The sequence below is a fragment of the Pedobacter puniceum genome (genome assembly GCF_009674685.1).
In the GTDB taxonomy this organism is placed as follows: domain Bacteria; phylum Bacteroidota; class Bacteroidia; order Sphingobacteriales; family Sphingobacteriaceae; genus Pseudopedobacter; species Pseudopedobacter puniceum.
On record NZ_WKJI01000007.1, the window covers coordinates 65084 to 89886 of the forward strand.

At 32.6% G+C, this 24803-nt stretch carries 26 protein-coding genes; 18 read left to right on the top strand and 8 right to left on the bottom strand.

The window, feature by feature from the left end; translation table 11 throughout:
- Positions 1 to 36 precede the first annotated feature (36 nt).
- The gene (locus GJJ64_RS16300) at positions 37 to 1311 is read left to right on the top strand and encodes a sensor histidine kinase (RefSeq protein WP_154288819.1); all 1275 of its coding nucleotides are present in this window, start codon (positions 37 to 39) and stop codon (positions 1309 to 1311) included.
- On the opposite strand, the gene kdsB is transcribed toward GJJ64_RS16300, so the two are convergent.
- Genes kdsB through trpS form a run of 3 tightly spaced genes read right to left on the bottom strand, consistent with a single transcriptional unit; the run spans position 1292 to position 3706 of the window.
- Entirely contained in the window at positions 1292 to 2041 is a 750-nt protein-coding gene (gene kdsB, locus GJJ64_RS16305; RefSeq protein WP_154288820.1) for a 3-deoxy-manno-octulosonate cytidylyltransferase, read from the bottom strand. The genes GJJ64_RS16300 and kdsB overlap by 20 nt on opposite strands.
- 6 nt (positions 2042 to 2047) lie before the next feature.
- Positions 2048 to 2665 (bottom strand): deoxynucleoside kinase, encoded by a 618-nt coding sequence (locus GJJ64_RS16310; RefSeq protein WP_154288821.1) that lies wholly within the window; start codon positions 2663 to 2665, stop codon positions 2048 to 2050.
- Between the two features lie 45 nt (positions 2666 to 2710).
- On the bottom strand, positions 2711 to 3706 hold the full coding sequence (trpS, locus tag GJJ64_RS16315; RefSeq protein ID WP_154288822.1) for a tryptophan--tRNA ligase: 996 nt from the start codon (positions 3704 to 3706) through the stop codon (positions 2711 to 2713).
- Positions 3707 to 3747: 41 nt separating this feature from the next.
- Here trpS and GJJ64_RS16320 point away from each other — a divergent pair, with 41 nt between their 5' ends.
- The 6 genes from GJJ64_RS16320 (at position 3748) to GJJ64_RS16345 (ending at position 6820) form a co-directional block, all read left to right on the top strand.
- Positions 3748 to 4515, top strand: a complete 768-nt coding sequence (locus GJJ64_RS16320; RefSeq protein WP_154288841.1) for a lysophospholipid acyltransferase family protein — start codon at positions 3748 to 3750, stop codon at positions 4513 to 4515.
- Positions 4505 to 4795: an Asp-tRNA(Asn)/Glu-tRNA(Gln) amidotransferase subunit GatC gene (gene gatC / locus GJJ64_RS16325; RefSeq protein WP_154288823.1), complete on the top strand. Its 291-nt coding sequence runs from the start codon at positions 4505 to 4507 to the stop codon at positions 4793 to 4795. Before GJJ64_RS16320 ends, gatC begins: the two co-directional genes overlap by 11 nt.
- 70 nt (positions 4796 to 4865) lie before the next feature.
- Entirely contained in the window at positions 4866 to 5579 is a 714-nt protein-coding gene (locus GJJ64_RS16330; protein WP_154288824.1) for an ABC transporter ATP-binding protein, read from the top strand.
- Positions 5580 to 5648: 69 nt separating this feature from the next.
- The gene (locus tag GJJ64_RS16335; RefSeq protein WP_154288825.1) at positions 5649 to 6197 is read left to right on the top strand and encodes a cob(I)yrinic acid a,c-diamide adenosyltransferase; all 549 of its coding nucleotides are present in this window, start codon (positions 5649 to 5651) and stop codon (positions 6195 to 6197) included.
- Between the two features lie 73 nt (positions 6198 to 6270).
- On the top strand, positions 6271 to 6492 hold the full coding sequence (locus tag GJJ64_RS16340) for a DUF2795 domain-containing protein (protein ID WP_002996718.1): 222 nt from the start codon (positions 6271 to 6273) through the stop codon (positions 6490 to 6492).
- A gap of 178 nt (positions 6493 to 6670) precedes the next feature.
- Positions 6671 to 6820: a lmo0937 family membrane protein gene (locus GJJ64_RS16345; RefSeq protein ID WP_149074476.1), complete on the top strand. Its 150-nt coding sequence runs from the start codon at positions 6671 to 6673 to the stop codon at positions 6818 to 6820.
- Positions 6821 to 6892: 72 nt separating this feature from the next.
- On the opposite strand, the gene GJJ64_RS16350 is transcribed toward GJJ64_RS16345, so the two are convergent.
- The 3 genes from GJJ64_RS16350 to queA all read right to left on the bottom strand — a co-directional run bounded on the left by GJJ64_RS16350 (position 6893) and on the right by queA (position 9073).
- Complete coding sequence (locus tag GJJ64_RS16350) at positions 6893 to 7252, bottom strand: hypothetical protein (protein ID WP_154288826.1); 360 nt, start codon at positions 7250 to 7252, stop codon at positions 6893 to 6895.
- Entirely contained in the window at positions 7245 to 7934 is a 690-nt protein-coding gene (locus tag GJJ64_RS16355; RefSeq protein WP_154288827.1) for a 2-C-methyl-D-erythritol 4-phosphate cytidylyltransferase, read from the bottom strand. The genes GJJ64_RS16350 and GJJ64_RS16355 overlap by 8 nt, the downstream gene beginning before the upstream one ends.
- An 89-nt stretch (positions 7935 to 8023) precedes the next feature.
- A complete protein-coding gene (gene queA / locus GJJ64_RS16360) occupies positions 8024 to 9073 on the bottom strand; it encodes a tRNA preQ1(34) S-adenosylmethionine ribosyltransferase-isomerase QueA (protein ID WP_154288828.1) in 1050 nt (349 codons plus the stop codon).
- A gap of 137 nt (positions 9074 to 9210) precedes the next feature.
- On the opposite strand from queA, the gene GJJ64_RS16365 reads away from it, so the two are divergent.
- Together GJJ64_RS16365 and GJJ64_RS16370 are read left to right on the top strand one after the other, a co-directional pair.
- Positions 9211 to 10458: an ABC transporter permease gene (locus GJJ64_RS16365; protein WP_154288829.1), complete on the top strand. Its 1248-nt coding sequence runs from the start codon at positions 9211 to 9213 to the stop codon at positions 10456 to 10458.
- Between the two features lie 71 nt (positions 10459 to 10529).
- Complete coding sequence (locus tag GJJ64_RS16370) at positions 10530 to 11369, top strand: hypothetical protein (protein WP_154288830.1); 840 nt, start codon at positions 10530 to 10532, stop codon at positions 11367 to 11369.
- A gap of 260 nt (positions 11370 to 11629) precedes the next feature.
- On the opposite strand, the gene GJJ64_RS16375 is transcribed toward GJJ64_RS16370, so the two are convergent.
- Positions 11630 to 12826: a pyridoxal phosphate-dependent aminotransferase gene (locus GJJ64_RS16375; protein WP_195759311.1), complete on the bottom strand. Its 1197-nt coding sequence runs from the start codon at positions 12824 to 12826 to the stop codon at positions 11630 to 11632.
- 84 nt (positions 12827 to 12910) lie between these two features.
- On the opposite strand from GJJ64_RS16375, the gene GJJ64_RS16380 reads away from it, so the two are divergent.
- The 8 genes from GJJ64_RS16380 to GJJ64_RS16415 all read left to right on the top strand — a co-directional run bounded on the left by GJJ64_RS16380 (position 12911) and on the right by GJJ64_RS16415 (position 20646).
- The gene (locus tag GJJ64_RS16380) at positions 12911 to 13888 is read left to right on the top strand and encodes a cation diffusion facilitator family transporter (protein WP_317162953.1); all 978 of its coding nucleotides are present in this window, start codon (positions 12911 to 12913) and stop codon (positions 13886 to 13888) included.
- 11 nt (positions 13889 to 13899) lie between these two features.
- On the top strand, positions 13900 to 14343 hold the full coding sequence (locus GJJ64_RS16385; protein ID WP_154288844.1) for an NUDIX domain-containing protein: 444 nt from the start codon (positions 13900 to 13902) through the stop codon (positions 14341 to 14343).
- Positions 14340 to 15608 (top strand): adenosylmethionine--8-amino-7-oxononanoate transaminase, encoded by a 1269-nt coding sequence (gene bioA / locus GJJ64_RS16390; RefSeq protein WP_154288831.1) that lies wholly within the window; start codon positions 14340 to 14342, stop codon positions 15606 to 15608. Before GJJ64_RS16385 ends, bioA begins: the two co-directional genes overlap by 4 nt.
- 4 nt (positions 15609 to 15612) lie before the next feature.
- Positions 15613 to 16224, top strand: a complete 612-nt coding sequence (locus tag GJJ64_RS16395) for a hypothetical protein (protein ID WP_154288832.1) — start codon at positions 15613 to 15615, stop codon at positions 16222 to 16224.
- A gap of 375 nt (positions 16225 to 16599) precedes the next feature.
- Entirely contained in the window at positions 16600 to 17055 is a 456-nt protein-coding gene (locus GJJ64_RS16400) for a GreA/GreB family elongation factor (RefSeq protein ID WP_154288833.1), read from the top strand.
- Positions 17056 to 17059: 4 nt separating this feature from the next.
- Positions 17060 to 17467 carry a DUF2721 domain-containing protein gene (locus GJJ64_RS16405; RefSeq protein WP_154288834.1) on the top strand — a complete coding sequence of 136 codons (408 nt, stop codon included), beginning with the start codon at positions 17060 to 17062 and terminating at the stop codon, positions 17465 to 17467.
- A 64-nt stretch (positions 17468 to 17531) separates the two neighbouring features.
- Positions 17532 to 19853: a TonB-dependent receptor gene (locus tag GJJ64_RS16410; protein WP_154288835.1), complete on the top strand. Its 2322-nt coding sequence runs from the start codon at positions 17532 to 17534 to the stop codon at positions 19851 to 19853.
- A gap of 4 nt (positions 19854 to 19857) precedes the next feature.
- Complete coding sequence (locus GJJ64_RS16415; protein WP_154288836.1) at positions 19858 to 20646, top strand: DUF4249 domain-containing protein; 789 nt, start codon at positions 19858 to 19860, stop codon at positions 20644 to 20646.
- A gap of 73 nt (positions 20647 to 20719) precedes the next feature.
- Here GJJ64_RS16415 and GJJ64_RS16420 read toward each other — a convergent pair whose 3' ends face one another.
- The gene (locus tag GJJ64_RS16420; protein WP_154288837.1) at positions 20720 to 21610 is read right to left on the bottom strand and encodes a polysaccharide deacetylase family protein; all 891 of its coding nucleotides are present in this window, start codon (positions 21608 to 21610) and stop codon (positions 20720 to 20722) included.
- Between the two features lie 229 nt (positions 21611 to 21839).
- Between GJJ64_RS16420 and mutS the strand changes: the two genes are divergently transcribed.
- Positions 21840 to 24419: a DNA mismatch repair protein MutS gene (gene mutS / locus GJJ64_RS16425; RefSeq protein ID WP_195759312.1), complete on the top strand. Its 2580-nt coding sequence runs from the start codon at positions 21840 to 21842 to the stop codon at positions 24417 to 24419.
- Positions 24420 to 24803: the final 384 nt, after the last annotated feature.

Genomic DNA, 24803 nt, shown 5'->3' on the forward strand with positions numbered 1-24803 from the left:
TTGTTTACATTTAATTCATAAATTACACTCTCAACAATGAACTATTTTTCTCTGAGCACTATCAAATCAGAGAGGAATGACGTATTTTACTCTTTCTTAAATACACTGAATAAATGTATTCATGTAGAGGAGATAGAGGAAGTACTAAATTCCTATATCTTCTCTCTTTTAAAAGTCTCTGCAATTAAATTCTGTTTTAATTATCAAGGTAAATATTGGACTTCTCATCAGGTTAGAGATGTTGATGCATCAGGTTTAAACCTTAAGGATAAACAAGCCGAACGTAAAGTTTTTGCTGGTGGTAAATTTATCTATTGTAGAAATAAGGCCGATATACTAAGGTTTAATATTCCTTTTTTCGGTATTAATAGTTTAGATAGTCCTTTTAAAGCGATATTATCCTTACCCTTATCTGCTTTTAAAGATGTACAAATGGTTATTACGGTTGGATATATCCATGAATATCCAGAATTAGATGAAGATTTTAATTTTCTAAAGCTTATAGCTGATACGCTGTGTAACAAGCTTCATCAGTTTTTTTTGATAGATAGCTTAGAACATCAACATCAACAAATGAAAGCTCAAAATGCTCAAATAAAGGTTTTAAAAGAAGAGTTAGAAAGTAGGATAGAGCAGAGAACAGAAGATTTAAATAACATCAATAAAGAGTTGAAAACTCTTTTTTATCATACATCGCATGATTTTAGAGCGCCTCTTACAAACATACATGGTGTAGTAAATTTATTAAAAGAGACTCACGATAGTAGCCAAATGCTAGATTTACTTGGCTATATAGAGCTATCTGTAAAAGGTTTATATAGGATGTTGCATAAGCTAAATGCCTTATCTTCATTAGAAATACATGAAAATGAAGAGATTAATCTCCCAAGTTTCATATCCGAGCTAAAAGAGCGATTAGAAGAAGTTAGTCAAACAAAAAAGGTAAACTTACAACTATTAGATAATATACAAAAGCCAGTAATTTTTAGTAAGTTTTTGTTGAGTATTATAATGGAAAATCTTGTAGAGAATAGTATTAAATACTCTTATCAAGAGGTTAATATTAAGGCAGATTTATCTTTAAATAATCACCACTTTATCATAACTGTTGAAGATGATGGCGAAGGGATTTCAGATCAAATAAAGGATCATATTTTTACGATGTATTATCGCGGAAACGTAAAATCTGAAGGTAATGGTTTAGGATTATATCTTATTAAAAAGATTATTGAGTATAAAAAGGGAAGTATAGCATATCAAAATTTAAATCCGGGTACGCAATTTAAAATTACTATACCTTATCATTCTTAATGGCTTTTAAAACCTTGTTTACATCTGAAGGAGTATCAATGGCTAAAGTATCGGTATGAGTGATGGCTACCTTAATATTGAAACCATTTTCTATCCATCTTAATTGCTCTAAACCTTCAGCCTTCTCTAGGCTGCCGGTTTCTAATTGAGAGATGATACTTAAAGTAGGTGTTTTATAACCATAAATACCAATATGTTTATAAAAGGTATGTTTTTCTAGCCACTTGTTTGGCTCTACATCTCTTAAATAAGGTAAAGTTTGCCTGCTGAAATATATCGCCTCTCTTTTATCGTTTAGTAGAACTTTTGGTGTATTAAAATTATAAAGCTCTTCGTAAGTTTCAATCTTCTTAACTAACGTAGCTATTTGGGTAGATATATCATTAAAACAGCCTGCTACCAGATTAATTTGATTAGGGTCTATCAAAGGTTCATCACCTTGTATATTGATAACTGCATCAAAACCGCTAACTTTTTGTGCTACTTCAGCACATCTGTCTGTTCCGCTCACATGGGTATTAGCAGTCATGATAACATTACCGCCAAATTGCTTTACAGCTTGAAATATTTGGGTGTCATCTGTAGCCACAATAACATCGGCCAAAGAAGTTGCCTGTTGGGTTTGCTCATAAACCCTTTGTATCATAGATTTTCCTTCTAAATCTATCAAAGGTTTGCCAGGGAAACGAGTAGAAGCAAATCTTGCAGGGATAACACCTAATATTTTCATCAACAATTATTTAAATAAACCATTAATTTCTCTTTCTATACTCTCTATAACGATGCTTAAATCATCTGGTTTATTGGCAAAATCTAGTTTGTCTTTATCTAAAATCAATAACTTACCAGATCTATAGCTTTTAATCCATTTATCGTATTTTTCGTTTAGTTTTTGTAGATAATCTAAACGTATACTTGCCTCATATTCGCGTCCTCTTCTTTGTATATTTTCTACCAAAGTAGGTACAGATGCTTTTAAATAGATTAATAAATCAGGCGGTTTAATGTAAGCCGTAATATTATCAAATATAGATTGATAGTTTTCGTAATCTCTACTTGTCATTAATCCCATCTCATGAAGATTCTCAGCAAAAATATAGGCATCCTCATAAATGGTACGGTCTTGTATGATGTTTTTATTGCTACTTTGGATGTCTCTAATCTGTTGAAATCTACTGTTTAAGAAGTAAATCTGTAAGTTAAAGCTCCACCTTTTCATGTCGCTGTAAAAATCCTCTAAATACGGATTGTTATCAACAGCTTCAAACATGGCTTCCCAATTATAATTTTTGGCTAATAATTCGGTAAGGGTGGTTTTTCCGGCTCCTATATTACCAACAACGGCTATGTGCATAATGTTAATTATTCTGAAAAAATGCTCTATTTTTCTAAATTAAAATTAAAATGGTCTGAAACCAATTATTTCTCTTACTTCTTTTATAGTTTTTGATGCGCTTTCTCTTGCTTTCTCAGCTCCAAGTTTAGCAACTTTATGCAAAAGGCTGGTATTCTGTGCTATATCCTCAATTTTTGATCTGATATCTGCTGTTGCTAAAATCATATCTTCGGCAATTTGCTTCTTAAAATCACCATATCTAATAGCGCAAGTATTATAAGCGTTTTCAAAATGCTGATAAGTATCTTCAGTAGACACTACTTTCATCAAATCAAAAAGATTTTGTATTTCTTGAGGTTTTTCTTGGTTTTCTACCGTTGGACCGCTATCTGTAACAGCTTTCATCACTTTCTTTTTGATAATTTCCGGGCTATCTGATAGATAAACGGCGTTCATTTCACCTTCAGATTTTCCCATTTTACCTTTTCCATCTAAACCAGGTATTTTAATCAATTGTTCAGAAAAGTTAAAAGCATAAGGCTCTTTAAAGTATTCCGTTTTGTATAAGTTATTAAAGCGGTTGCCAAAAGTACGAGCCATTTCCAGATGTTGCTCTTGGTCTTTTCCTACAGGTACTTTGGTGGCATGGTGTAAAATAATATCAGCAGCCATTAAAACCGGGTAGGTTAATAAGCCAGCGTTTACGTTATTAGGTTGTGAACGTACTTTATCCTTAAAAGAAGTACTTCTTTCTAGTTCGCCTAAATAAGCGTTCATATTGAGGTAGAGGTAAAGTTCTGTTACCTCGGGTACGTCAGACTGTACATATAAAGTACATTTTTCTGGGTCTAATCCTGCTGCCAAATATTCCACTAGTACATGTTTTACATTACCATGTAGGTTTTCTGGAGTAGGATGTGTGGTTAAAGAATGATAATCTGCTATAAAAAAGAAACAATTATATTGCTCCTGCATTTTAATGAAATTTTTTACAGCACCGTAATAATTTCCCAGATGTAATTTTCCTGTGGATCTTATTCCACTAACAACAGTTTCCATATAGGCAACGAAAGTACAGAAAATTTCTATTTTTGAAATTGATGAAACAAATTTTGAAACAGCTACATCTCTATTTTTACCATTTTATGGTGGTGCTGTTTTATTTCCTTTTATATCCATGGTTGTATGGATATTCAAGAAATCAGCGTAGCTACCATAAGCTTAACAAAATAAGAAAGTGGAATGCACAATTAGCATGTTTTTTCTCTGGTATCAGGTATGAATATCAATTTAAAGAAAAAATAGATTGGAGCAAAACCTATATCGTTTGTGCTAACCACTCTTCAAACATTGATATTATGGCTATGAATATCCTCATGAAAAACAATTTTTTTTACATGGGTAAGGATGAATTGCTTGATAATCCGCTAACAGCGCTCTATTTTAAAACGATTGATGTGCCTGTTAAAAGAGAAAGTAAAATATCGTCATACAAGGCTTTTAAAAAAGCTGAAGAGCGCTTGCAAGAAGGAATGTCTTTAATTATTTTTCCAGAAGGTAAAATAGGAGACGAGTATCCACCGCTTTTACATCCATTTAAAAATGGTCCTTTTAAATTGGCTATCAGTTTAGGTGTTCCTATTCTACCGGTAAGCATAGTTAACAATTGGGAAATCCTTTGGGATGATGGTAAACGCTATGGTTCTAAACCCGGAAAATGCCAAGTAATTGTTCATGAACCGGTGTATACAGCCTCCTTATCAGAAAAAGATGAAGAAAATCTTAAAAATAATGTTTTTGAAATCGTACATTCGGCATTAAATTATAAAGTTTATAAGGATAGTTTAGCTTATTCTGATGAAAATTGATAGAGAAACTGTAGATAAGATAGCTCATTTAGCTCGTTTAGTATTAACAGAGGAGGAGAAAAATAGGTCTATTGAAGAACTAAGTGAGATTCTTAGTTTTATGGAGAAATTGGGAGAACTAGATACTACAGGTGTTGAACCACTTATTTATATGAATGAGCGTGTTAATGTTTTAAGGCCAGATCAAGTAGTGCAAGAAATAAGTAGAGAAGAAGCTTTAAGCAACGCACCACTCAGAAACGAAGAGTACTTTAAAGTTTCTAAAGTTATAGAAAAATAAAGCCGGAAAAACCGGCTTTTTTTGTGTAACAAAAGTTTCTAAAATTTGTCTTATAAAGAAATCACATCATATGCAGCCCTTAATTACCATTACAGATATAGGAAGAAAATATGTTATAGGTGCAGAAACCATACATGCTATAAAATCTGTAACATTAACTATTAACAAAGGAGAGTTTGTTGCTTTAATGGGGCCTTCTGGCTCTGGTAAGTCTACCTTAATGAATATTTTGGGATGCTTGGATACTCCCACTAAAGGAGAATACATCTTAAATGGAATTAATGTAAGCCAAATGACGGATAGTGAGCTTGCCGAAGTAAGAAATAAAGAAATTGGATTTGTTTTTCAAACTTTTAATCTTTTACCTCGTTCATCCGCACAGGATAATGTAGCCTTACCATTAGTTTATGCAGGTATTTCTAAAAAAGAACGCGATGAAAGAGCTACAGCTGCTTTAACTAATGTTGGATTGGCTAACAGGTTACATCATAAGCCAAATGAACTTTCAGGAGGGCAAAGGCAGCGTGTAGCTGTTGCCAGAGCTTTAATTAACAATCCTTCAATTATTTTAGCTGATGAGCCTACGGGTAACTTAGATACTAAAACCTCTATAGAAATTATGGGTTTAATTGAAGAGATACATGCCAAAGGTAATACCATCATCTTAGTTACCCATGAAGAGGATATTGCCCAACATGCGCATCGTATTGTAAGAATGAGGGATGGTTTAGTTGAAGATGATTATCAAAATCAGGATATTAAGACTGTGGCAGAGAAAGTTTAGTTTTATTTTTATAATCTGTTCATTTTTCTAAACAAAAAAAGCTTTATTTAGTTAAGAGAAACAATGAGCATGAAAATATATACTAAAACCGGAGATACGGGTTATACTTCTTTAATTGGTGGAACTAGAGTTCCAAAGCATCATATAAGAATTGAGTCTTACGGGACAGTTGATGAGTTAAACTCTTATATAGGCTTAATTAGCGACCAAGATATTGCCGCTGAAGACAAAGCCATTTTAAAAGAAATACAAGACAGATTATTTACCATTGGTTCTTCCTTAGCTTCTGATCCAGAAAAATCCAAAATGAAGATTCCAGACTTGCATGAAGAAGATATTACACTTTTAGAAAGTGAAATAGATAAGATGAATGAAAGTTTAGAACCTCTAAAACATTTTATTTTACCAGGCGGCTTAACTGCTTCTTCTTATTGCCATTTAGCCAGATGCGTTTGCAGAAGGGCAGAACGTAATGTAGTACATTTGGCAGAAGAGAGTTTTGTTGACGATAAAATAACCATATATTTAAACCGTTTGTCTGATTACTTGTTTACTTTAGCTAGAAAAGTAAATGCAGATAATAACATTATAGAAAACAAGTGGATTCCACGAGTTTAATAATGTTGAAAACTTTTTTAGGAACTATAAATTATTAATATACTTTTGCGATTAAATTAAAATTCTAAGAAATATGTATTGGACATTAGAATTAGCTTCTCATTTAGAAGACGCTCCGTGGCCAGCCACTAAAGACGAATTAATAGATTACGCTATCCGCTCAGGAGCTCCTGTAGAAGTTATAGAAAATCTGCAAGCCCTAGAAGATGATGGCGAGCCTTATGAAAACATTGAAGAAATTTGGCCGGATTATCCCACAAAAGATGACTTCTTCTTTAATGAAGATGAATACTAAAAAAAGCCCGACTTTACCGTTGGGCTTTTTTGTCTATAAATTGATACGATTTTATCTTTTTATATCTCTTAAACTCAAATTTTAACTGTTATTTAAGAAAATTTGTTTTTTGGTCTGGTTTTGGTTTAGTAAGATGTATATAATTATCAAAACATTTTACACTATAAAAAACAAGAACATGGGAAATTTACTTTATTTAATCGCAGTTATATTGGTTATAATCTGGATTTTTGGAGCATTTGTATCACCTTTTGGTGGAGGATTAATTCATATTTTATTGGTAATTGCAGTTATAGCTATTCTTCTAAGGATTATAAGAGGCGCTTGATAAAAATAGTATAACAATAAAAAAGCGAGGTTTTTGCCTCGCTTTTTTTTATAAGTTTAATAAATTATCAAATTATCTTAGCGTTAACCTATCTTTTATAAAGGCTAAACCAAAGCCAATTAAAACCGGAGTACCGCATAACGCTATTTGTATAAATAGCTCTGCTATTAAATACGGATGTGGAATACCCAAAATAATCTCAATGAAAGCTATGATGATATAAATTGAGATATAGTAAGCTACTAGTTTTAGGTATTTGCTTACTTGAAGTTGTTTGCTTTTAATGTAGATATAAAAACTTACTGCAATGAAATAAAGTGCTAATAAATAAGGTTGTATTAGCTTGTAAAACTCTATTTGTACAAAACGTAAACTATAATGAATTAATAAAGCTATTATAGCGCTTACAAAATAAAACTTAAAATTATTCATGAGCTTGTTTGTTTAAGATAGCTTCTGCTAATATAATATCCTCAGGAAAAGTAATCTTGAAGTTAAACTCATCGCCATCGCATAAGTGGATAGCAAAGCCTACTCTCTCTACAACAGATGCATCATCTGTAAAAAAGCTTTCAAAATTTTGCTGATATGCCTTTTTTAGTTGTTGATATTGAAATACTTGTGGTGTTTGAACCAGATAAACTTGATTTCTAGCTATCGCCTTATTTTTACTTCCTTCTTGTACTCTTACAGAATCTTTAGAAGGTGTAGCTGCTATTGCATTACCTTCTGATAATGCTTTTTCAAAACACGTATCAATAGTTTTAAAGCTTACTAAAGGTCTTACCGCATCATGTATAGCAATTATACTTTGCTCATCAGTTATTTTATTTAGTGCATTTTTTACAGAATGAAATCTTTCTATACCACCATTTATTACTTCATGTGGGATGTTGAAATGATATTCTTTTACAAGTTCTTGCCAAGTTTGCTGCTCTTGTTCTGCTAAAACAACAATAATTTTAGGCTGATATTTGCTTTGATAAAACTTTTCTATGCTCAGCATTAAAATGGGTTTACCTTTTAACAATAAAAATTGTTTGGGTGTTGAACTGTTCATTCTTTTGCCAGAACCACCAGCTACGATAATAGCATAAAACTGATTTTTGCTCATCTTGAGTTAAAGCTTTATAAACAAAAAACGATGAATAATTTTGCAAATAGCTTGTTATTCATCGTTTAAATATAGTTGATATCTGAAATTTAGATAATCAGCATGGCATCTCCATAACTGTAAAATCTATATTTTTCTTTTACAGCAACTTCGTAAGCATTCATTACGTTTTCATAACCACCAAAGGCAGCAATCATCATTAACAATGTTGATTCTGGCGTATGGAAATTGGTAATCATGCAATTTGCAATACTAAAATCATAAGGTGGAAAAATGAACTTTGATGTCCAATCGTTAATTGGTTTTAAAGTATGACTAGCAGATACTGCAGATTCTATAGATCTCATTACAGTTGTACCAACAGCGCAGATTTTTCTTTTCTCAGCAATTCCTTTGTTTACAATATCAGCATCTTTTTGGGTAATGATGATTTGTTCAGAATCCATTTTATGTTTGGTTAAATCCTCAACCTCAACTTGTCTGAAAGTACCTAAACCAACGTGTAAAGTTACTTCTGCAAATTCTACACCTTTAAGCTCTAGTCTTTTTAATAACTCTCTACTAAAGTGTAAACCTGCGGTTGGTGCTGCAACAGCACCTTCATTTTTAGCGAAAATAGTTTGGTAACGTTCTTTATCTTCTGCAGTAGGTTTACGTTTAATGTATTTAGGAAGAGGTGTCTCACCTAAAATTTCAATATTTTGACGGAATTCCTCATCAGTACCATCAAATAGGAAGCGGATAGTTCTACCTCTTGAAGTGGTGTTATCAACAACTTCAGCAACTAACAAATCATCATCGCCAAAGTATAGTTTATTGCCAACTCTAATTTTTCTAGCAGGATCTACTAAAACATCCCACAGTCTTAACTCTTTATTTAGCTCTCTTAACAAGAAAACTTCTATAGTAGCACCAGTTTTTTCTTTATTACCATATAAACGGGCAGGAAAAACTTTAGTGTTATTTAAAATCATCACATCTTTTTCCTCAAAATAACCCAATACGTCTTTAAAAACCTTATGCTCTATATGTCCTGTTTTTTTGTCAAGTACCATTAAACGAGACTCATCGCGAGTTTCTGCCGGGTGATGAGCAATAAGAGATTCTGGTAAATGGAATTTAAATTGTGATAATTTCATATGTTTCGAAACAAATATTTGGAGCGCAAATTTAGGAAAAATAAATTCAATAAAATAATACGCTCTTAAACCGCTATTTTTAAAATTTAATAATTAAAAAATTGTAACTTTTCATTTATTAAACTGTCTTATAGCATATGTTGTTTTTAAAACTTTTTAAAGAAAGCTTTCTTTTTGCTTATGATGCTTTAAGACAGAACCGTACACGTACCTTTTTATCTTTATTAGGTATAACAATTGGTATTTTTACCATTATTACGGTTTTTGCGGCTGTAGATACTTTTAGAGGTAATTTACAAGAAAGTGTTGATAAGCTAGGAAGTAAAACAGTATTTGTACAGAAATGGCCTTGGGGAGGCTTTGGCGATTACCCATGGTGGAAATACATGCAAAGACCAAATGCTAGTTTAAGAGATTATGAAGCTCTAAAAGAGCGAGTAACTTTAGCCGATGGTATTTCTTATCAAATTGGTTTATCAAACAGAACATTAAAATATAGAAGCAATAGTATAGAAGGTGTGGAGGTTTCTGCGGCTTCGCATGAGTATGATAAGACCTGGAGTTTTGATTTAACAGAAGGTAGATATTTTACCGAAGGAGAATCTAGCAGCGGTAATGCAGTTTGCTTAATTGGTGCCGATATTGCCGAAGGTTTATTCCCTAACCAGAGTGCAACAGGAAAGCAAATAAAAGTTTTAGGAAGAAATGTACAAGTAATAGGTGTTTTTGCCAAAGAAGGCGAGGATATGCTAGGTGTAACAGCAGATAAACTATTACTATTACCATTAAATTTCGCCAGAAACGTGATTGATGTAGAAAGCGATAATTATGGACCACAAATAGCTATAAGAGGTAAAGAAAATGTAGCTGTTGAGGATGTAGAAAGCGAGTTACAAGGGATTATGCGTTCTATCAGAAGGTTAAGCCCGATTGAAGATGATAATTTTGCTTTAAATAAAACCACTATTTTATCTGGGCAATTAGATCAAATGTTTGCTATAGTAAATGTTGCTGGTTGGATTATTGGTGGTTTCTCTATTTTAGTTGGAGGATTTGGTATTGCCAATATCATGTTTGTTTCTGTTAAAGAGCGAACCAATATTATAGGTATACAAAAATCTTTAGGTGCTAAGAATTATTTTATTCTATTGCAGTTTTTGTTTGAGGCAATAGCTCTTTCATTAATTGGGGGTTTATTAGGTTTAGCGGTAGTTTATGCTTTAACTTTAATAGCTACTTATGGTTTCAATTTTGAGATTGTGTTAAATATCGGTAATATCATTAGAGGCATTTCTATTTCTATAATTATTGGGGTTATTTCTGGATTTTGGCCTGCCTTTTCTGCTGCTAGGTTAGATCCTGTTGAGGCGATAAGGTCTAAATAGATTTAAATTATTATTTAAAATCTCTTAAATGTTTTAAGTTTTTATTTTTGTAGTGTTTAACATCTACTATTATGAAACTTAAAATCTTATCACTGTTTTTTTTGATTCTTTTGTTTGCTTGCAAAAAAGAAAACAATCAGACTGAAACGTTAGAAAATAAAAAAATTGAAAATGTCATCATAGGTTTTGATAAACCCATATTTCTTATCAATAGCGATGCCTATGTAGCGTTACGTTACTCTAATGATAATACAGGAAAAGATAATGTGAAAATTATTTTAGATGGTAAAGAAGGTACACAGGTTAACTATTCCTTCAGAGAACTTGAAGGAGAAAATTATTTATTTAAGTATAATACTAGAGATTCAAAGTTGGCTTCATTACAAATAATGGTTAATAATAAGATTATTTCAACAACTCAAGTACCAATTGTAAGCGAAAATTCATTAGCCACTTTGTGGAATAGCATTAAAAGAGAAAATTTATCTTTTTCACACATTTTATTCCTTGGAGTTTATAATCAATATACTTTATCAGGGAAATTCATAATGAATTCAACTACTCGCACTAGTAACTACTTTAGTTTAGGAACCTTTGCTAATTTTAGTTTGGATCAATACATTTTTAACCCCTTTATTTTGGGACTCGAAGGTAATTATCATGTGTCTTTTAATAGCGATAATAGCATAAAAGATATCATTGTAAATCATTTTACTGAAATAAAGTCAGATTATCCCATTTCTAAAGTTTATCAAGATTTAGAAAGGTATTTTAATTCTCCCATATCTACTTCTACAAGTCCACTAGGAATTAAAATTACAACATATGTATCTAATGGATTTCAAATCAAAACATATGAAGAAAGCTCTGGTTTTCTAACAAAGATGTATTCAGTTATCACTAAAATATAGGGGTATAATCGTATTATTTAGTTAAACCCTAGGATATGTTTGTTTTTAGCAATAACCTAACCCAAATAAACCGGGGCGGCAGCGGTATCTTTTGCCTAGCTTAATTTGTTTTTCTTATGATAACTTAAATGGCAAAAATAAAGCAGAGCACCGGACTATCAGTTAATAGTAGTACTAACCTTGCTTTTCTAATGCATATTAAGCATAAAAAAAGAGGGCAATAAAATTACCCTCTCACAAAATTTTATCTTAATTATAACTTACTTCAATTTTGCTAAAGCAGCTGTAATTTTGCTACAAGCTTCTTTTAGTTCTTCTTCAGATGCTGCGTAAGAAATACGTATACAATCTGGATTACCAAAAGCCTCACCAGTTACGGTTGATACATGTGCTTCGTTTAAGATGTAAATACATAAGTCATCTGCATTGTTTATCACTTCACCTTCTGCTGTTTTCTTACCAAAAAAAGAAGAAACATCAGGGAAGAAATAAAAAGCACCTTCTGGTAAATTTACTTTTACACCCGGGATTTGAGAAAGTAAACCATAAACTAAATCGCGTCTTGTTAAGAAAGCATCACGCATTTGGTGTACAGTTTCTAAGCCGCCTAATAAAGCTGCTAAACCTGCTTTCTGGGTGATTGAGCAGGTTCCAGAAGTGGTTTGACCTTGTAATTTGTCTGTAGCAGCAGCAATTTCTTTACTTGCAGCTAAGTAACCCAATCTCCAACCTGTCATGGCGAAACCTTTAGAGAAACCGTTTACAACAATTACTCTTTCTTTTACAGAAGGGAATTCTGCTATAGAAGCATGGCCACCAACAAAGTTAATGTGCTCATAAATTTCGTCAGAAAGGATATAAACCTGAGGGTATTTTTCAAATACTTTAACCAAACCTGCTAATTCTTCTTTGCTGTAAACGCTACCTGTAGGGTTACAAGGCGAAGAGAACATAAATAATTTGGTTTTTGGTGTAATAGCAGCTTCTAATTGCTCTGGCGTAATTTTATAGTTGTTTTCTACTGTTGCGTTAATGAAAACCGACTCGCCTTCGGCCAATTTTACCATTTCTGAGTAGCTTACCCAGTATGGAGTAGGAATAATTACCTCTTCGCCTGGGTTAATTAAGCATAATAATGCATTAGCCAAAGCTTGTTTAGCACCTGTAGAAACTACAATTTGTTCTGGTGCAAAATCTAGGTTATTTTCTCTTTTTAATTTGTCTGAAATAGCTTTTCTTAAATCAGGATAACCTGAAACAGGAGAGTAATAAGTGAAGTTCTTTTCCATCGCATCTACTGCAGCATCTTTAATATACTGTGGTGTATGGAAGTCTGGCTCACCAAAACTTAAGTTAATAACCTTAACGCCTTTGGCAGCAAGTTCGCGGCCTAATTTGGCCATTTTAATAGTCTGTGACTCTGTTAAATTCTGAATTCTGGTTGATAAAATTGTCATGATTTAAGCTTTGGGCGCAAATATAGGAATAGTTTTTTCTTTAGGGCAATAACAAATTGTCTAAGTTTGTAAAAAATCATCAAGGTGAAGTCAAAAAAGCAACTCATATTTCTATCGCTTGCCATTGGCCTTTTGTTAATGCTGGTGAAATTTACTGCTTTTTTCATCACCCAGTCTAATGCCATTTTAACTGATGCTGCTGAGAGTATTGTGAATGTTATTGCAAGCGCATTTGCTTTTTATAGTATATACTTATCCTCACAACCAAAAGACCAAAATCACCCTTATGGGCATGGTAAAGTAGAGTTTTTTTCTGCTTTTGTAGAAGGTGTTTTAATTATTATTGCAGGTGTCATCATCTTTTTTAAGAGCATTTACAATGCTTTTTATCCTCAAGAAATAAAAGATTTATTTGATGGTTCTTTACTGATAGGCATAACAGGGCTTATTAATGGACTTTTGGGTTTTTATTTAGTTAACCGCGGAAAGGTCTTAAACTCTTTAACCTTACATGCCGATGGTAAACATCTTATTACCGACGCCGTAAGTAGCTTTGGACTGATGATAGGTTTGTTAGTGATGGCTTTTACAGGCTTAAATTGGTTAGATAGCCTTATTTCTATAGGTTTAGCTTTGTATATCATTTCAAATGGCTATAAATTAATGCGACTTTCTGTAGGTGGTTTAATGGACGAATCTGATTTAAACGCCGTTGAAAATGTAATTAAACAGCTTTCTAAAAATAGACGACCAGCTTGGATAGATGTTCATAACCTACGTATACAACGCTATGGCGATGCTATACATATAGATTGTCATGTTACTTTACCTTATTATTTTGATTTGAATAAGGTACATGCCGAGATTACTGATATCGATAAAATTATCAATGAAAATGTAGCTAATACCGAGCTTTTTATCCATACAGACCCCTGTGTTTTCCAATGTTGCCATTATTGTAACGTAGCAAATTGTCCGGTAAGGCAAGAACCTAAAACCAAAGAAATAGCGTGGGATATTAATAATGTAACCAAAAACCACAAACATTTTGAGGTAATATGAGTCATAAGCATATGAATAAGTTTAATGTGAGGGTTTATGGTTTATTGATAAATCAAGAGCAAAAGATTTTAATTACTGATGAACAGCTTGGCGATTTTAAATTTACCAAATTCCCAGGTGGCGGTTTAGAAAAAGGGGAAGGGCTTACGGATGCTCTTAAAAGAGAGTTTATAGAAGAATGCAACTTAGAAATAGAAGTTCTAGCACATTTTTATACTACTGATTTTTTTGTGCAATCTTTATTTTCTGATGAGCAATTGATAGCTGTTTATTATCTAGTTAAACATAAAAATAACTTTGATATAAATTTAACATCAACAGCTTTTGATTTTGATGAGCAAAATTCTTGTAAACAATGCTTCCGACTGGTAGATTTGAAAACTTTATCAACCGGAGATTTAACCTTCCCCGTTGATAAACATGTACTCAAATTAATGAAGGAGCATTTTGTATGATAGATTTAGTTGCAGAAGACCAAAAGAATATATGGCATCCTTACACCCAAATGAAAAACGCTTTGCCTCCCATTCCAATTGTGAGGGGAGAAGGTGCCCATTTGTTTAAAGAAAACGGAGAAAAACTTATTGACGCTGTATCATCTTGGTGGGTAAATATTCATGGCCATAGTCATCCATACATTGCAAACGAAGTTTTTAAGCAATTAAATACTTTAGAGCATGTGATTTTTGCGGGTTTTACACATCCAAAAGCGGTAGAGCTTTCTACCAAACTACTCAGCATTTTACCATCCAATCAAGCAAAGGTATTTTTCTCTGATAATGGCTCTACAGCAGTAGAAGTTGCTATTAAAATGTGCTTACAGTTTTGGTTTAACCAAGGTGTAAAACGTAATAAAGTTTTGGCTTTCGCCGATGCTTATCATGGCGATACTTTTGGGGCAATGGCTGTTAGTGGAAGAAGTGCTTTTACCCGTCCTTTTGATGCTTTACTTTTTGATGTTGAGTTTATTGAATTACCTACAAAACACAATTTGCAAAATCTAAAATCTAAAATCTCCAGTCTTAAATCTGAATTGGCTTGTTTTATTTTTGAGCCATTAGTGTTAGGTGCTGGCGGAATGTTGATGTATGAAGCTCAGCATCTAGATGAACTTATTGCTCATTGTAAAACAGAACAAGTTTTAACCATTGCCGATGAGGTAATGACAGGTTTTGGACGTACGGGTAAATATTTCGCATCAGACCACTTACAAAATAAAGCAGATTTGATGTGTTTTTCTAAAGGTATTACTGGCGGTACCATGCCTTTGGGTTTAACAACATGTACTTTAGAAATTTATAATGCTTTTTTGTCTGACGATAAATTGAAAACTTTATTTCACGGGCATTCTTTTACAGCAAACCCAGTAGCTTGTGCAGCTGCTTGTGCTAGTTTTGATATTTTAACTCAGCCAGAAACAATGGCTAATATCAATAGGGTAGTGCAAAATCATCAGCAGTTTAAGCAAAAAATACAACATCATCCTAAACTAAAAGAAGTTAGGCAAACAGGTACTATTATCGCTTTAGAATGGTTAAATGATTCTAAAACATCTTATTTTAATAACTTAAGAGATAAGTTGTATCATTTCTTTTTAGATAGAGGTATCATTTTAAGACCTTTAGGAAATATCCTTTATATTTTACCTCCTTATTGCATAAGTGATGAAGACCTGCATTATATTTACCAACAAATTGAACTTGCGTTAGAAGAATTTTAGAGATATGGCTTTACAAAAAATATTAAATAAAGTAGTAGCAAACCCAACAACACATGCTAAATGGTTAAATACGCTTTCTTTCATGGAAAATGCCGGGGCAAGAAAAATATCGGCTTCTGAAGATAAGAAAAACGTTAGCTTGATAATATTAAAGCATGCTGCCGAAGAACACAGACACGCTTATTATCTTAAAAAACAAATAGATAAAATTGCTGCTGATATTTGTCCTAACTATCACGACCAGCATTTATTAGCTCCAGCAGCAAGTAAATATTATTTAGGTTTATTAGATGTTAAAGTTTGTAAATATTTAAAAGATACTTTAAACCTAAAAGGACAAGATTTAAAATTTGCAGCTTATCTTCTAGTAACTTACGCTATTGAAGTAAGAGCTGATGAGATTTACCCAATTTATCAAAACGAGTTGAGCGCAGCTGGGAGTAAAGTAAATGTGAAATCTATCATAGCAGAAGAAGAGGGACATTTAGAAGAAATGTTGGCACAATTGAAAACTTTCTCGGCAGATTGGGAAATACACGCTAAAAAAGCCGTAGAAATAGAACAAGAATTATTTGATAATTGGATTCTACAACTAAATTTAGAATTAGCCAGCTAATGGCTTTCTAGAATTTCTTTTCATAAAACTATACACAGCCTTTGATAATTCAAAGGCTGTGTATTTCCATTCAGCCAACCAACTCCTGATAGCTTCGAGATTAACCAGCACCTAACAAACTAACCACCTAACAAACTAACCACCTAACAATCTAACCAACTAACAATCTAACCACCTACACACTATCCCTCGTTAAACTATCTACGCCCGGAACAGAATCGGCAGGCATATTATTTGACGGAATTCCTGGATTATTAGGCTTATTCTGTTGGCAAGCTGCCAAAAATATGAAGCAAAAAGCTATTAAAATAAAAGATTTCATTGTGTTGATGATTTTAATTTAATTTTTAGCCACTTTTATAGCCTCTAAGAAAAATGATGGAAGCCACAAAAGAAGAAGTATTTAATGCTTGTTTAACTGTTTTAAGTTCTAAAATTATGGAAATTAAAAACAGTATAGAAAGCGTTAAAGAGTCATCCAAAAACGATACCAAAAGCAGCATGGGCGATAAATATGAAACCAGCAGAGAAATGTTGCAACAAGAAATTAATCGTTTAGAGAAGCAACTGGCCGATGCAAATCAGCAGTTGTTCACGCTTAAAAATATAGCTATTAGCAAAAAATCTGATAAAGTATTACCAGGCAGTTATGTTAAAACCTCTATGGGCGATTTTTTTATAACTGTAGCATTAGGAGAGTTAATCGTCAATAAGTTAAAAGTATTTGTAATTTCTCCAGTATCCCCGCTAGGGAAAAATCTGCAAGGCAAACAAAAAAATGATACACTTGTCATTAACGGGAAAGAAATTAAAATATTAAACATCTTTTAAAAAAATGGAGTTTACTTTAACCACACCAGCATTATTGTTTTCTGCTATTTCATTGCTTTTATTAGCGTACACCAACAGGTTTTTAGCATTAGCAAGCTTAGTTAGAAGTATGAAAAGCCTTTATATAGAGAACAAAAGTGAAAATTTGTTGGCTCAGCTTCTGAATCTCAAAAAGCGTATCTTTCTAATTCGTAATATGCAAGGTTTTGGTATTTTAAGCTTTTTCTTTTGTGTTTTATGTATGTTTCTTATCTATTATAACCTTAAGGTTTTAGCACAGTATGTTTTTGGTTTAAGTTTATTTTTACTGATGATTTCTTTGTTTTTATCTTTCAGAGAGATACAAATCTCAGCCACAGCTTTAAAATTAGAGCTAATGGATTTAGAAAACATCAAGCAAAAAGAAAAATAAAATCTTTCTTAAAACTGTATGCCTCTTTTTTAGTTATCAATGAAAAATTATTTGCCCTTTATATATGTATTTTAAAAATATAGCATTTACCATAATCTTAATCATATTTACTTTTCCCGCTTTTGCGCAAAAAATATATAGCTTAAATGGTGTTATTACTGATGCTCAAACCGGGGAAACATTAATAGGTGCGAGTGTTAAATTAAGTGGAGTAAAACAAGCAGGTACAACAACAAATGCTTATGGTTATTTCTCTATTTCTTTACCACAAGGTACTTATGATTTAGCTATTACCTATGTGGGTTACAAAGCCATCATTAAGAAAATAGATTTAAACGCTAACCTAAAACTTGATTTTAGTTTAGAACCAGCAGCACAACTAGAAGAAATTGTAGTAAGTTCTGTAAAACGGAATGATAATGTGACCAACCCACAAATGGGGGTAGAGAAATTAGATGTAAAGGATATCAAAAGCATCCCGGTTTTATTTGGAGAGCGAGATATTCTGAAAACGCTGCAATTATTGCCTGGTATAAAGCCCGCAGGCGATGGAAATTCTGGATTTTATGTGCGTGGAGGCGCTATAGACCAAAATTTAATTTTGTTAGATGAAGCACCTGTTTACAATGCTTCACACCTTTTAGGCTTTTTCTCAACCTTTAATTCTGATGCTATTAAAGATGTTACCGTTTATAAAGGAGGTATGCCAGCACAATATGGTGGACGATTATCTTCTGTTTTAGATATTCGGATGAATGATGGTAATAAGAATGACTTTACCGCAGAAGGTGGAATTGGCTTAATTTCATCACGTTTAAAAGTAGAAGGGCCTATTCAAAAAGAAAAAAGTTCTTTCATGATAAGCGGAAGGAGAACCTATGCTGATGCTTTCTTAGCCTTTGCGCCCGATACTTCTTTAAGAGGTAATACTTTATTTTTTTACGATTTAAACGCCAAAACCAACTTTAAGTTGAATGATAAAAACACTTTATATATATCGGGTTATTTTGGTCGCGATAAATTAGGTTTAAATCAGGCTTTTGGTTTCGATTGGGGAAATACTACTGCCACATTACGTTGGAGCCATATTTTCTCTAACAGATTGTTTTCTAATACTTCTTTTATTTATTCTAATTATGATTATGTTATAGAAAATCAATTAGAAGGAAATGATTTTAAAGTGAGTTCTATCATTAGAGATTTTAATCTCAAACAAGATTTTCAGTATGCTTTAAATAATCATGATATACGTTTTGGTATCAATGCTATACATCATACGATAGAACCAGGAAGAATAACAGCAAGTGAAAACTCTAGTGTTAATCCGGCCACAGTAGAAAATAGACGAGGTTTAGAAACAGCTATTTACGTTTCCGATGAATGGAAAGCATCTGATAAATTTAATCTGGCCTATGGCTTAAGATTAAGTTCTTTTGCTTTGCTTGGTGCTGGTAATTTTAAGGAGTATGATAGCGATGGAAACGAAATCAATTCAACTTTTTACAGTGCTGGTGAACTTGTAAAAACCTATTTTAACTTAGAACCTCGTCTTTCTGCTAGTTATCAGTTTAATGAGAACAAATCTGTAAAAGGTTCTTATACTAGAAATACGCAGAATTTACATTTAATGTCTAACTCTACCGCAACTTCACCTACTGACATTTATATATTAAGTAGTAACAACACCCGACCAGAAATTGCCGATCAAGTTGCTTTAGGCTATTTTAGTAATTTTAAAGATAACACTTACGAGTTTTCTGCAGAGGTTTACTATAAATGGATGCAAAACCAAATAGAGTATAGGAACGGTACCGATTTAAGAGGAAATCAAAATGTTGAAGCGGATTTATTATATGGTGATGGAAGAGCTTATGGAATAGAGCTTTTCTTGAAAAAAAGATTTGGTGATTTTAACGGTTGGATAGGTTATACCTTATCAAAAACAGAAAGACAGTTTGATCAAATTAATAACGGAAAATGGTTTAACGCATTTCAAGACCGTACACATGATATCTCTCTTGTAGGTATTTATAAAGCTAGCAAACGTTGGACACTTTCATCAACTTTTGTTTATAACACAGGTAACGCCATTACAGTTCCCGAAGGCAAATATCAACTAGGAGGTACAACTGTATTTTATTATTCAGAAAGAAATGCTTACAGGGCACCGGACTATCACCGACTTGATTTTTCTGCAACATTAGAAGGTAAACCTGGCAAAAAATACCAATCAAGCTGGTCTTTTGGTATTTATAATGTATACAACAGGAAGAATGTTTTCTCATTAAGTTATGAAGAAAATCCCAACAATCCTGCTCAAACCCAAATAGTTAAAACTGCATTATTTGGAATTATCCCGTCTGTAACTTGGAATTTTAAATTTTAAAATCATGAGAAACAATATAAATATCTTAGGTTTTTTAAGCATACTAGCTTTTACTTCTTGTGAAGAAGTTATCGATATAGAAACTAAAGAGCAAGAGCCAGTAGTAGTTATTGAAGCTTCAATAACTGATAGAACAGAAAGACAAACCATATACCTTTCGCAAACAGTACCATTTAATCAGTCATTTCAAACAGTACCTCTTAGAAGTGCTACAGTTAGGGTTACAGAAACTGGTGGTCCAACTTTAACTTTTACAGAAGACCAACCTGGTGTTTACCGTTCTACTATTTTTAAAGGAGGTTATGGTAAAACCTATAATTTAAGTGTAACGGTTAATGGTAAAACTTATACCGCAACATCTAAAATGCCTAATAAAGTGTCATTAGACTCCTTGTCTGTTTCTGAAGTAACCTTTTTTGGCGAAACTAGAAAATATGTAAAAGTACATTATCAAGATCCTGTAAATGAGGTAAATGCGTATAGATATATATTGTCCATTAATGGTGAAAGGTTAAAAGACTTTTTTATAGATAGTGATAGGTTTAATAATGGAAATTACGTTGATAATACCATTTTTAACGATGAACCTGAAATAAAAGCAGGTGATGAAATCATGATTGATTTTCAAAATATCACTCCAGAAATTTATCGTTACTTTTTTGCTATCACTCAAATTGAGGGAAATGGTGGTCCGCCGGTAGCGCCATCCAACCCCGATACCAATCTAAGTAATGGCGCTTTAGGTTATTTCAGTACCCATACTTCAGATAAAAGAGTTTTTAGAGTAAGGTAGAGAATGTTATTAGAGTCAAAAAAAAGCAGCGTTTTATAAAACGCTGCTTTTTTTAATTTTGAATTTTTACTTTTTAATTCCTCTTTTCTGAAAAAGAATTCACCATACTGTTATGTAATGTTTTAGCGCTCCAAAAACCGCTAGCTATTATTCTTCTTATTGTATATAAAGGATCTTGCTCATCTCTAGATGTAGATAAAATAAAAGCAGCTTTCATACCTCTTTTCTTCAATTCAGGAATAGCCTCTTTATTCCATAATCCAAAAGGATAAGCAAAATAGGTAATATCTTTTCCAGTTATTTCTTTTAAGGTTTTAGTTGGTTTTTCAATTTGTGTAACCCAATCTTCACCTTGGTATTTTTTAACATTTTGGTGGTCATAGGTATGGCTACCAATGGTATTACCTTCATCAGCTAACTGCTTAATTTGGGTTTTATCCATATATTTTACTTTTCCACGTTTACCAATAGCTACAGTCATAATAAAATAAACACCTTTAAATCCATATTTATCCAAAGTTTTCTTTCCAACTTCAAATTGGTCCAAATCGGTATCGTCAAAAGTAATCATTACAGGTTTTTTAGGTAAAGCATCACCATAAACCAAATAATTATACAACTGCTCTGGTAAAATAGTATTATAGCCACTATCAGCCAACATTTTTATATGCTCTTTAAAAGTAGCTACTGGCGTTATGTAATCTTTTGCAGATTGAGAGTCACTTGCTTTCCAATCTCTAATTTGGTGATAACACAAAATAGGAACTTGCTTTCTCGCTAAAATAGTTTTTGCATCAGCAGGTTTACGCTCTTTCTTTACGGTTTCAGTATTTGTTGCTTCAGCACTCACTTCTGTTTTTTCGGTAACAGTAGAATCTGTAGATAAACTTTTAGAGTTAGTAGAATTACAATTTGTAAATAAAGTTACTGCTAAAAGCCCAATCAGACTTAATTTTATATTCATAATAAGGATGATAATTTTCTACGAAAATAAATCATTTTACCACTAAATATCAATCAATAACATTTTTAAATTTTTAACATTCATATTCAAATCATCTCTGATAAAATAACATACTTTCCACTTTCTATAAATTTTCAACAAATATTAAAGGCACAACATACTTTTATAACTTAGCAAATTGATAAAAGCTAGCAAATTGGCAACAAAAAGTATAAAAGAAACTCCTTTAATGACCCAATACAGCCAGATAAAGGCTAAATATCCGGGTGCATTATTACTTTTTAGGGTAGGAGATTTTTATGAAACCTTCGGTGAAGATGCTGTAAAAGCAGCTCAAATACTCGGTATTGTACTCACAAAAAGAGCAAATGGTTCTGCATCTCACATAGAATTAGCTGGTTTTCCACATCACTCGATAGAAACTTACCTGCCTAAATTGGTAAGAGCAGGCCAGCGTGTCGCCATTTGTGATCAGTTAGAAGATCCTAAATCTGTAAAAGGAATTGTTAAAAGAGGTGTAACAGAGCTTGTAACTCCTGGCGTAGCTTACAGCGATAATATTGTTCAACAGAAATCCAATAATTTTCTAGCAACTATTCATTTTGATAAACAAACAATAGGTGTAGCATTTTTAGATATTTCTACGGGCGAGTTTTTAACAGCACAAGGTAATGCAGAATATATAGACAAGCTTTTACAAGGTTATAAACCTAACGAAATCATTTTTGCTAAAAGCAAACAGCAAGATTTTAAAGAACTTTTTGGCGATAGATATTATACTTATGCGCTAGATGAATGGGCTTTTACCTCAGATTATGCTCAAGAAACTTTATTAAAGCATTTTGAAGTTAAATCACTAAAAGGCTTTGGTATAGAAAAGCTTAGCCTTGGGATTATTGCGGCAGGTGTTTGTTTACATTATCTAAATGAGACAGAGCATAGGCAGCTTCAACATATTACCAATATTTCCAGAATAGAGGAAGATCGGTATATGTGGTTAGATAGATTTACGGTTAGAAATCTCGAACTTATAGGCTCTTCAAATGATAATGCACAAACTTTAATTGATGTCTTGGATCAAACTTCATGCGCCATGGGTGCCCGTATGTTAAAGAAATGGGTAGTCATGCCGCTTAAAAATAAAAAGCCAATTGAAGAAAGACTCAACGTAGTTCAATATTTTTTTGATAACCCAGAGATTAGAGAAAAATTACAAATGTACATTCGCCAAATTGGCGATTTAGAAAGACTTATTTCTAAAATAGGTTTACAAAAAGCTAATCCAAGAGAAATTGTTCAGCTTAAAAGAGCTTTAATAGCAATCCAAGAGGTTAAAAATATTTGCGAGCACACACCTCAAGAGTCTGTTAAAAGGATAGCTGAACAAATAAATACATGTTCTTCCATAAAAGAAAAAATAGAACGAGAACTTCAAGAAGATCCTCCTGTTCTAATTTCTAAAGGTAAAGTCATGGCTGATGGTTTACATGAAGAATTAGATAAATTACGTAGAATATCATACGGAGGTAAAGATTATTTACTTCAATTACAGAAAAAGGAAGCTGAGATAACTGGTATATCTTCACTTAAAATAGCTTTTAATAATGTTTTTGGATATTACTTAGAGGTGAGTAATACGCATAAAGATAAAGTGCCTCAAGAATGGATTAGAAAACAAACGCTAGTAAACGCAGAAAGATATATTACACCAGAGTTAAAAGAATATGAAGATCAAATTCTAGGTGCAGAAGAGAAAATACACGTTCTAGAAACTCAGCTTTTTAACGAGTTATTAATTACTGTTACAGAATATATTAAGCCTATACAGCTAAATGCTCATTTAATAGCGCAATTAGATGTGTTATTATGTTTTGCAACGATTTCTCAAAAATACTATTATAATCGCCCATTAATTGATGATTCTAAGGTTTTAGATATTAAAGGTGGTAGACATCCGGTTATTGAGAATAATTTGCCAATAGGTGAGGAGTATATTACTAATAATGTTTATTTAGATGATGAAACTCAACAAATTATCATCATAACTGGTCCGAACATGTCGGGTAAGTCGGCATTGTTAAGACAAACAGGCATAATTGTTCTTATGGCTCAAATGGGATGTTTTGTTCCTGCTAAAGAAGCTTCTATCGGTATTGTCGATAAAATATTTACCAGAGTAGGTGCGTCAGATAATTTATCTTCTGGCGAGTCTACTTTTATGGTAGAAATGAATGAAACAGCTAGTATTCTTAATAATCTGTCCGATAGAAGCCTCATTCTTTTAGATGAAATAGGGCGAGGCACATCTACATATGATGGTATTTCTATCGCTTGGGCAATAGCAGAGTATCTACATAATCATCCTTCTTGTAAAGCAAAAACACTATTTGCTACGCATTATCACGAGTTAAATGAGCTAACTAACTCCTTTAATCGAGTAAAGAATTATAACGTAACCGTCAAAGAGGTAGGTAATAAAGTTATTTTTCTAAGAAAACTTGTTCCCGGCGGAAGTGAACATAGTTTTGGTATTCATGTAGCCAAAATGGCCGGTATGCCTCCAAAAGTTTTAAACAGAGCCAATGAAATCTTAAAAAGATTGGAAAATGAGCGTACAGGAGGAGAACATGTAAAAGCTAGTATTATGAAAATGCAGAAACAAGCCGTGCAATTACAAATGTTTGCTTTAGAAGATCCTGTACTCATAAAAATTAGAGATGTACTCAATAATCTAGATGTAAATACCCTTACTCCAGTAGAAGCATTAATGAAACTTGATGAAATTCAGCGTGTTCTGAAAAACTCATGATTTTTTCATTTTTTTATTTGCATACGCCAATAAAAAAACACACCTTTGCATCCGCTTTCGCGATGAAAGTCTCACTTTGAAAATAATGTTTTTAGCATTTTAAACTCGGTTTTTTAGTTTAATTGTTGAGAATTAATGTTGATAAGTTTTGATGAAATTAATTTGCAAATTGAAATAATATTTTCACCTTTGCAATCCCAAACAAACCGTGTTTAGGGAAACTGAAAAGCGATAAAATAACTTAACAAACTGTTTGAAAAAAAATATTTTCAAAAACATTTGGAGGAGAGTGTTAGAGTTATTACCTTTGCAGCCCCGAAAGGGGGAAAGAGTTACAGCGATTGTGACTTATAAATGAGATAGAAAGCTAGACGGATATTAATT

What these genes read in the sequence shown, in the direction of transcription:
- trpS (WP_154288822.1), bottom strand. Translation starts at nt 3,706, where the DNA reads ATGGAAACTGTTGTTAGTGGAATAAGATCCACAGGAAAATTACATCTG.
- GJJ64_RS16410 (WP_154288835.1), top strand. Translation starts at nt 17,532, where the DNA reads ATGTATTTTAAAAATATAGCATTTACCATAATCTTAATCATATTTACT.
- mutS (WP_195759312.1), top strand. Translation starts at nt 21,840, where the DNA reads ATGACCCAATACAGCCAGATAAAGGCTAAATATCCGGGTGCATTATTA.
- GJJ64_RS16365 (WP_154288829.1), top strand. Translation starts at nt 9,211, where the DNA reads ATGTTGTTTTTAAAACTTTTTAAAGAAAGCTTTCTTTTTGCTTATGAT.
- GJJ64_RS16335 (WP_154288825.1), top strand. Translation starts at nt 5,649, where the DNA reads ATGAAAATATATACTAAAACCGGAGATACGGGTTATACTTCTTTAATT.
- queA (WP_154288828.1), bottom strand. Translation starts at nt 9,073, where the DNA reads ATGAAATTATCACAATTTAAATTCCATTTACCAGAATCTCTTATTGCT.
- bioA (WP_154288831.1), top strand. Translation starts at nt 14,340, where the DNA reads ATGATAGATTTAGTTGCAGAAGACCAAAAGAATATATGGCATCCTTAC.
- GJJ64_RS16415 (WP_154288836.1), top strand. Translation starts at nt 19,858, where the DNA reads ATGAGAAACAATATAAATATCTTAGGTTTTTTAAGCATACTAGCTTTT.
- GJJ64_RS16420 (WP_154288837.1), bottom strand. Translation starts at nt 21,610, where the DNA reads ATGAATATAAAATTAAGTCTGATTGGGCTTTTAGCAGTAACTTTATTT.
- GJJ64_RS16340 (WP_002996718.1), top strand. Translation starts at nt 6,271, where the DNA reads ATGTATTGGACATTAGAATTAGCTTCTCATTTAGAAGACGCTCCGTGG.
- GJJ64_RS16405 (WP_154288834.1), top strand. Translation starts at nt 17,060, where the DNA reads ATGGAGTTTACTTTAACCACACCAGCATTATTGTTTTCTGCTATTTCA.
- GJJ64_RS16345 (WP_149074476.1), top strand. Translation starts at nt 6,671, where the DNA reads ATGGGAAATTTACTTTATTTAATCGCAGTTATATTGGTTATAATCTGG.
- kdsB (WP_154288820.1), bottom strand. Translation starts at nt 2,041, where the DNA reads ATGAAAATATTAGGTGTTATCCCTGCAAGATTTGCTTCTACTCGTTTC.
- GJJ64_RS16320 (WP_154288841.1), top strand. Translation starts at nt 3,748, where the DNA reads ATGAAACAAATTTTGAAACAGCTACATCTCTATTTTTACCATTTTATG.
- gatC (WP_154288823.1), top strand. Translation starts at nt 4,505, where the DNA reads ATGAAAATTGATAGAGAAACTGTAGATAAGATAGCTCATTTAGCTCGT.
- GJJ64_RS16310 (WP_154288821.1), bottom strand. Translation starts at nt 2,665, where the DNA reads ATGCACATAGCCGTTGTTGGTAATATAGGAGCCGGAAAAACCACCCTT.
- GJJ64_RS16355 (WP_154288827.1), bottom strand. Translation starts at nt 7,934, where the DNA reads ATGAGCAAAAATCAGTTTTATGCTATTATCGTAGCTGGTGGTTCTGGC.
- GJJ64_RS16375 (WP_195759311.1), bottom strand. Translation starts at nt 12,826, where the DNA reads ATGACAATTTTATCAACCAGAATTCAGAATTTAACAGAGTCACAGACT.
- GJJ64_RS16400 (WP_154288833.1), top strand. Translation starts at nt 16,600, where the DNA reads ATGATGGAAGCCACAAAAGAAGAAGTATTTAATGCTTGTTTAACTGTT.
- GJJ64_RS16385 (WP_154288844.1), top strand. Translation starts at nt 13,900, where the DNA reads ATGAATAAGTTTAATGTGAGGGTTTATGGTTTATTGATAAATCAAGAG.
- GJJ64_RS16350 (WP_154288826.1), bottom strand. Translation starts at nt 7,252, where the DNA reads ATGAATAATTTTAAGTTTTATTTTGTAAGCGCTATAATAGCTTTATTA.
- GJJ64_RS16330 (WP_154288824.1), top strand. Translation starts at nt 4,866, where the DNA reads ATGCAGCCCTTAATTACCATTACAGATATAGGAAGAAAATATGTTATA.
- GJJ64_RS16370 (WP_154288830.1), top strand. Translation starts at nt 10,530, where the DNA reads ATGAAACTTAAAATCTTATCACTGTTTTTTTTGATTCTTTTGTTTGCT.
- GJJ64_RS16395 (WP_154288832.1), top strand. Translation starts at nt 15,613, where the DNA reads ATGGCTTTACAAAAAATATTAAATAAAGTAGTAGCAAACCCAACAACA.
- GJJ64_RS16300 (WP_154288819.1), top strand. Translation starts at nt 37, where the DNA reads ATGAACTATTTTTCTCTGAGCACTATCAAATCAGAGAGGAATGACGTA.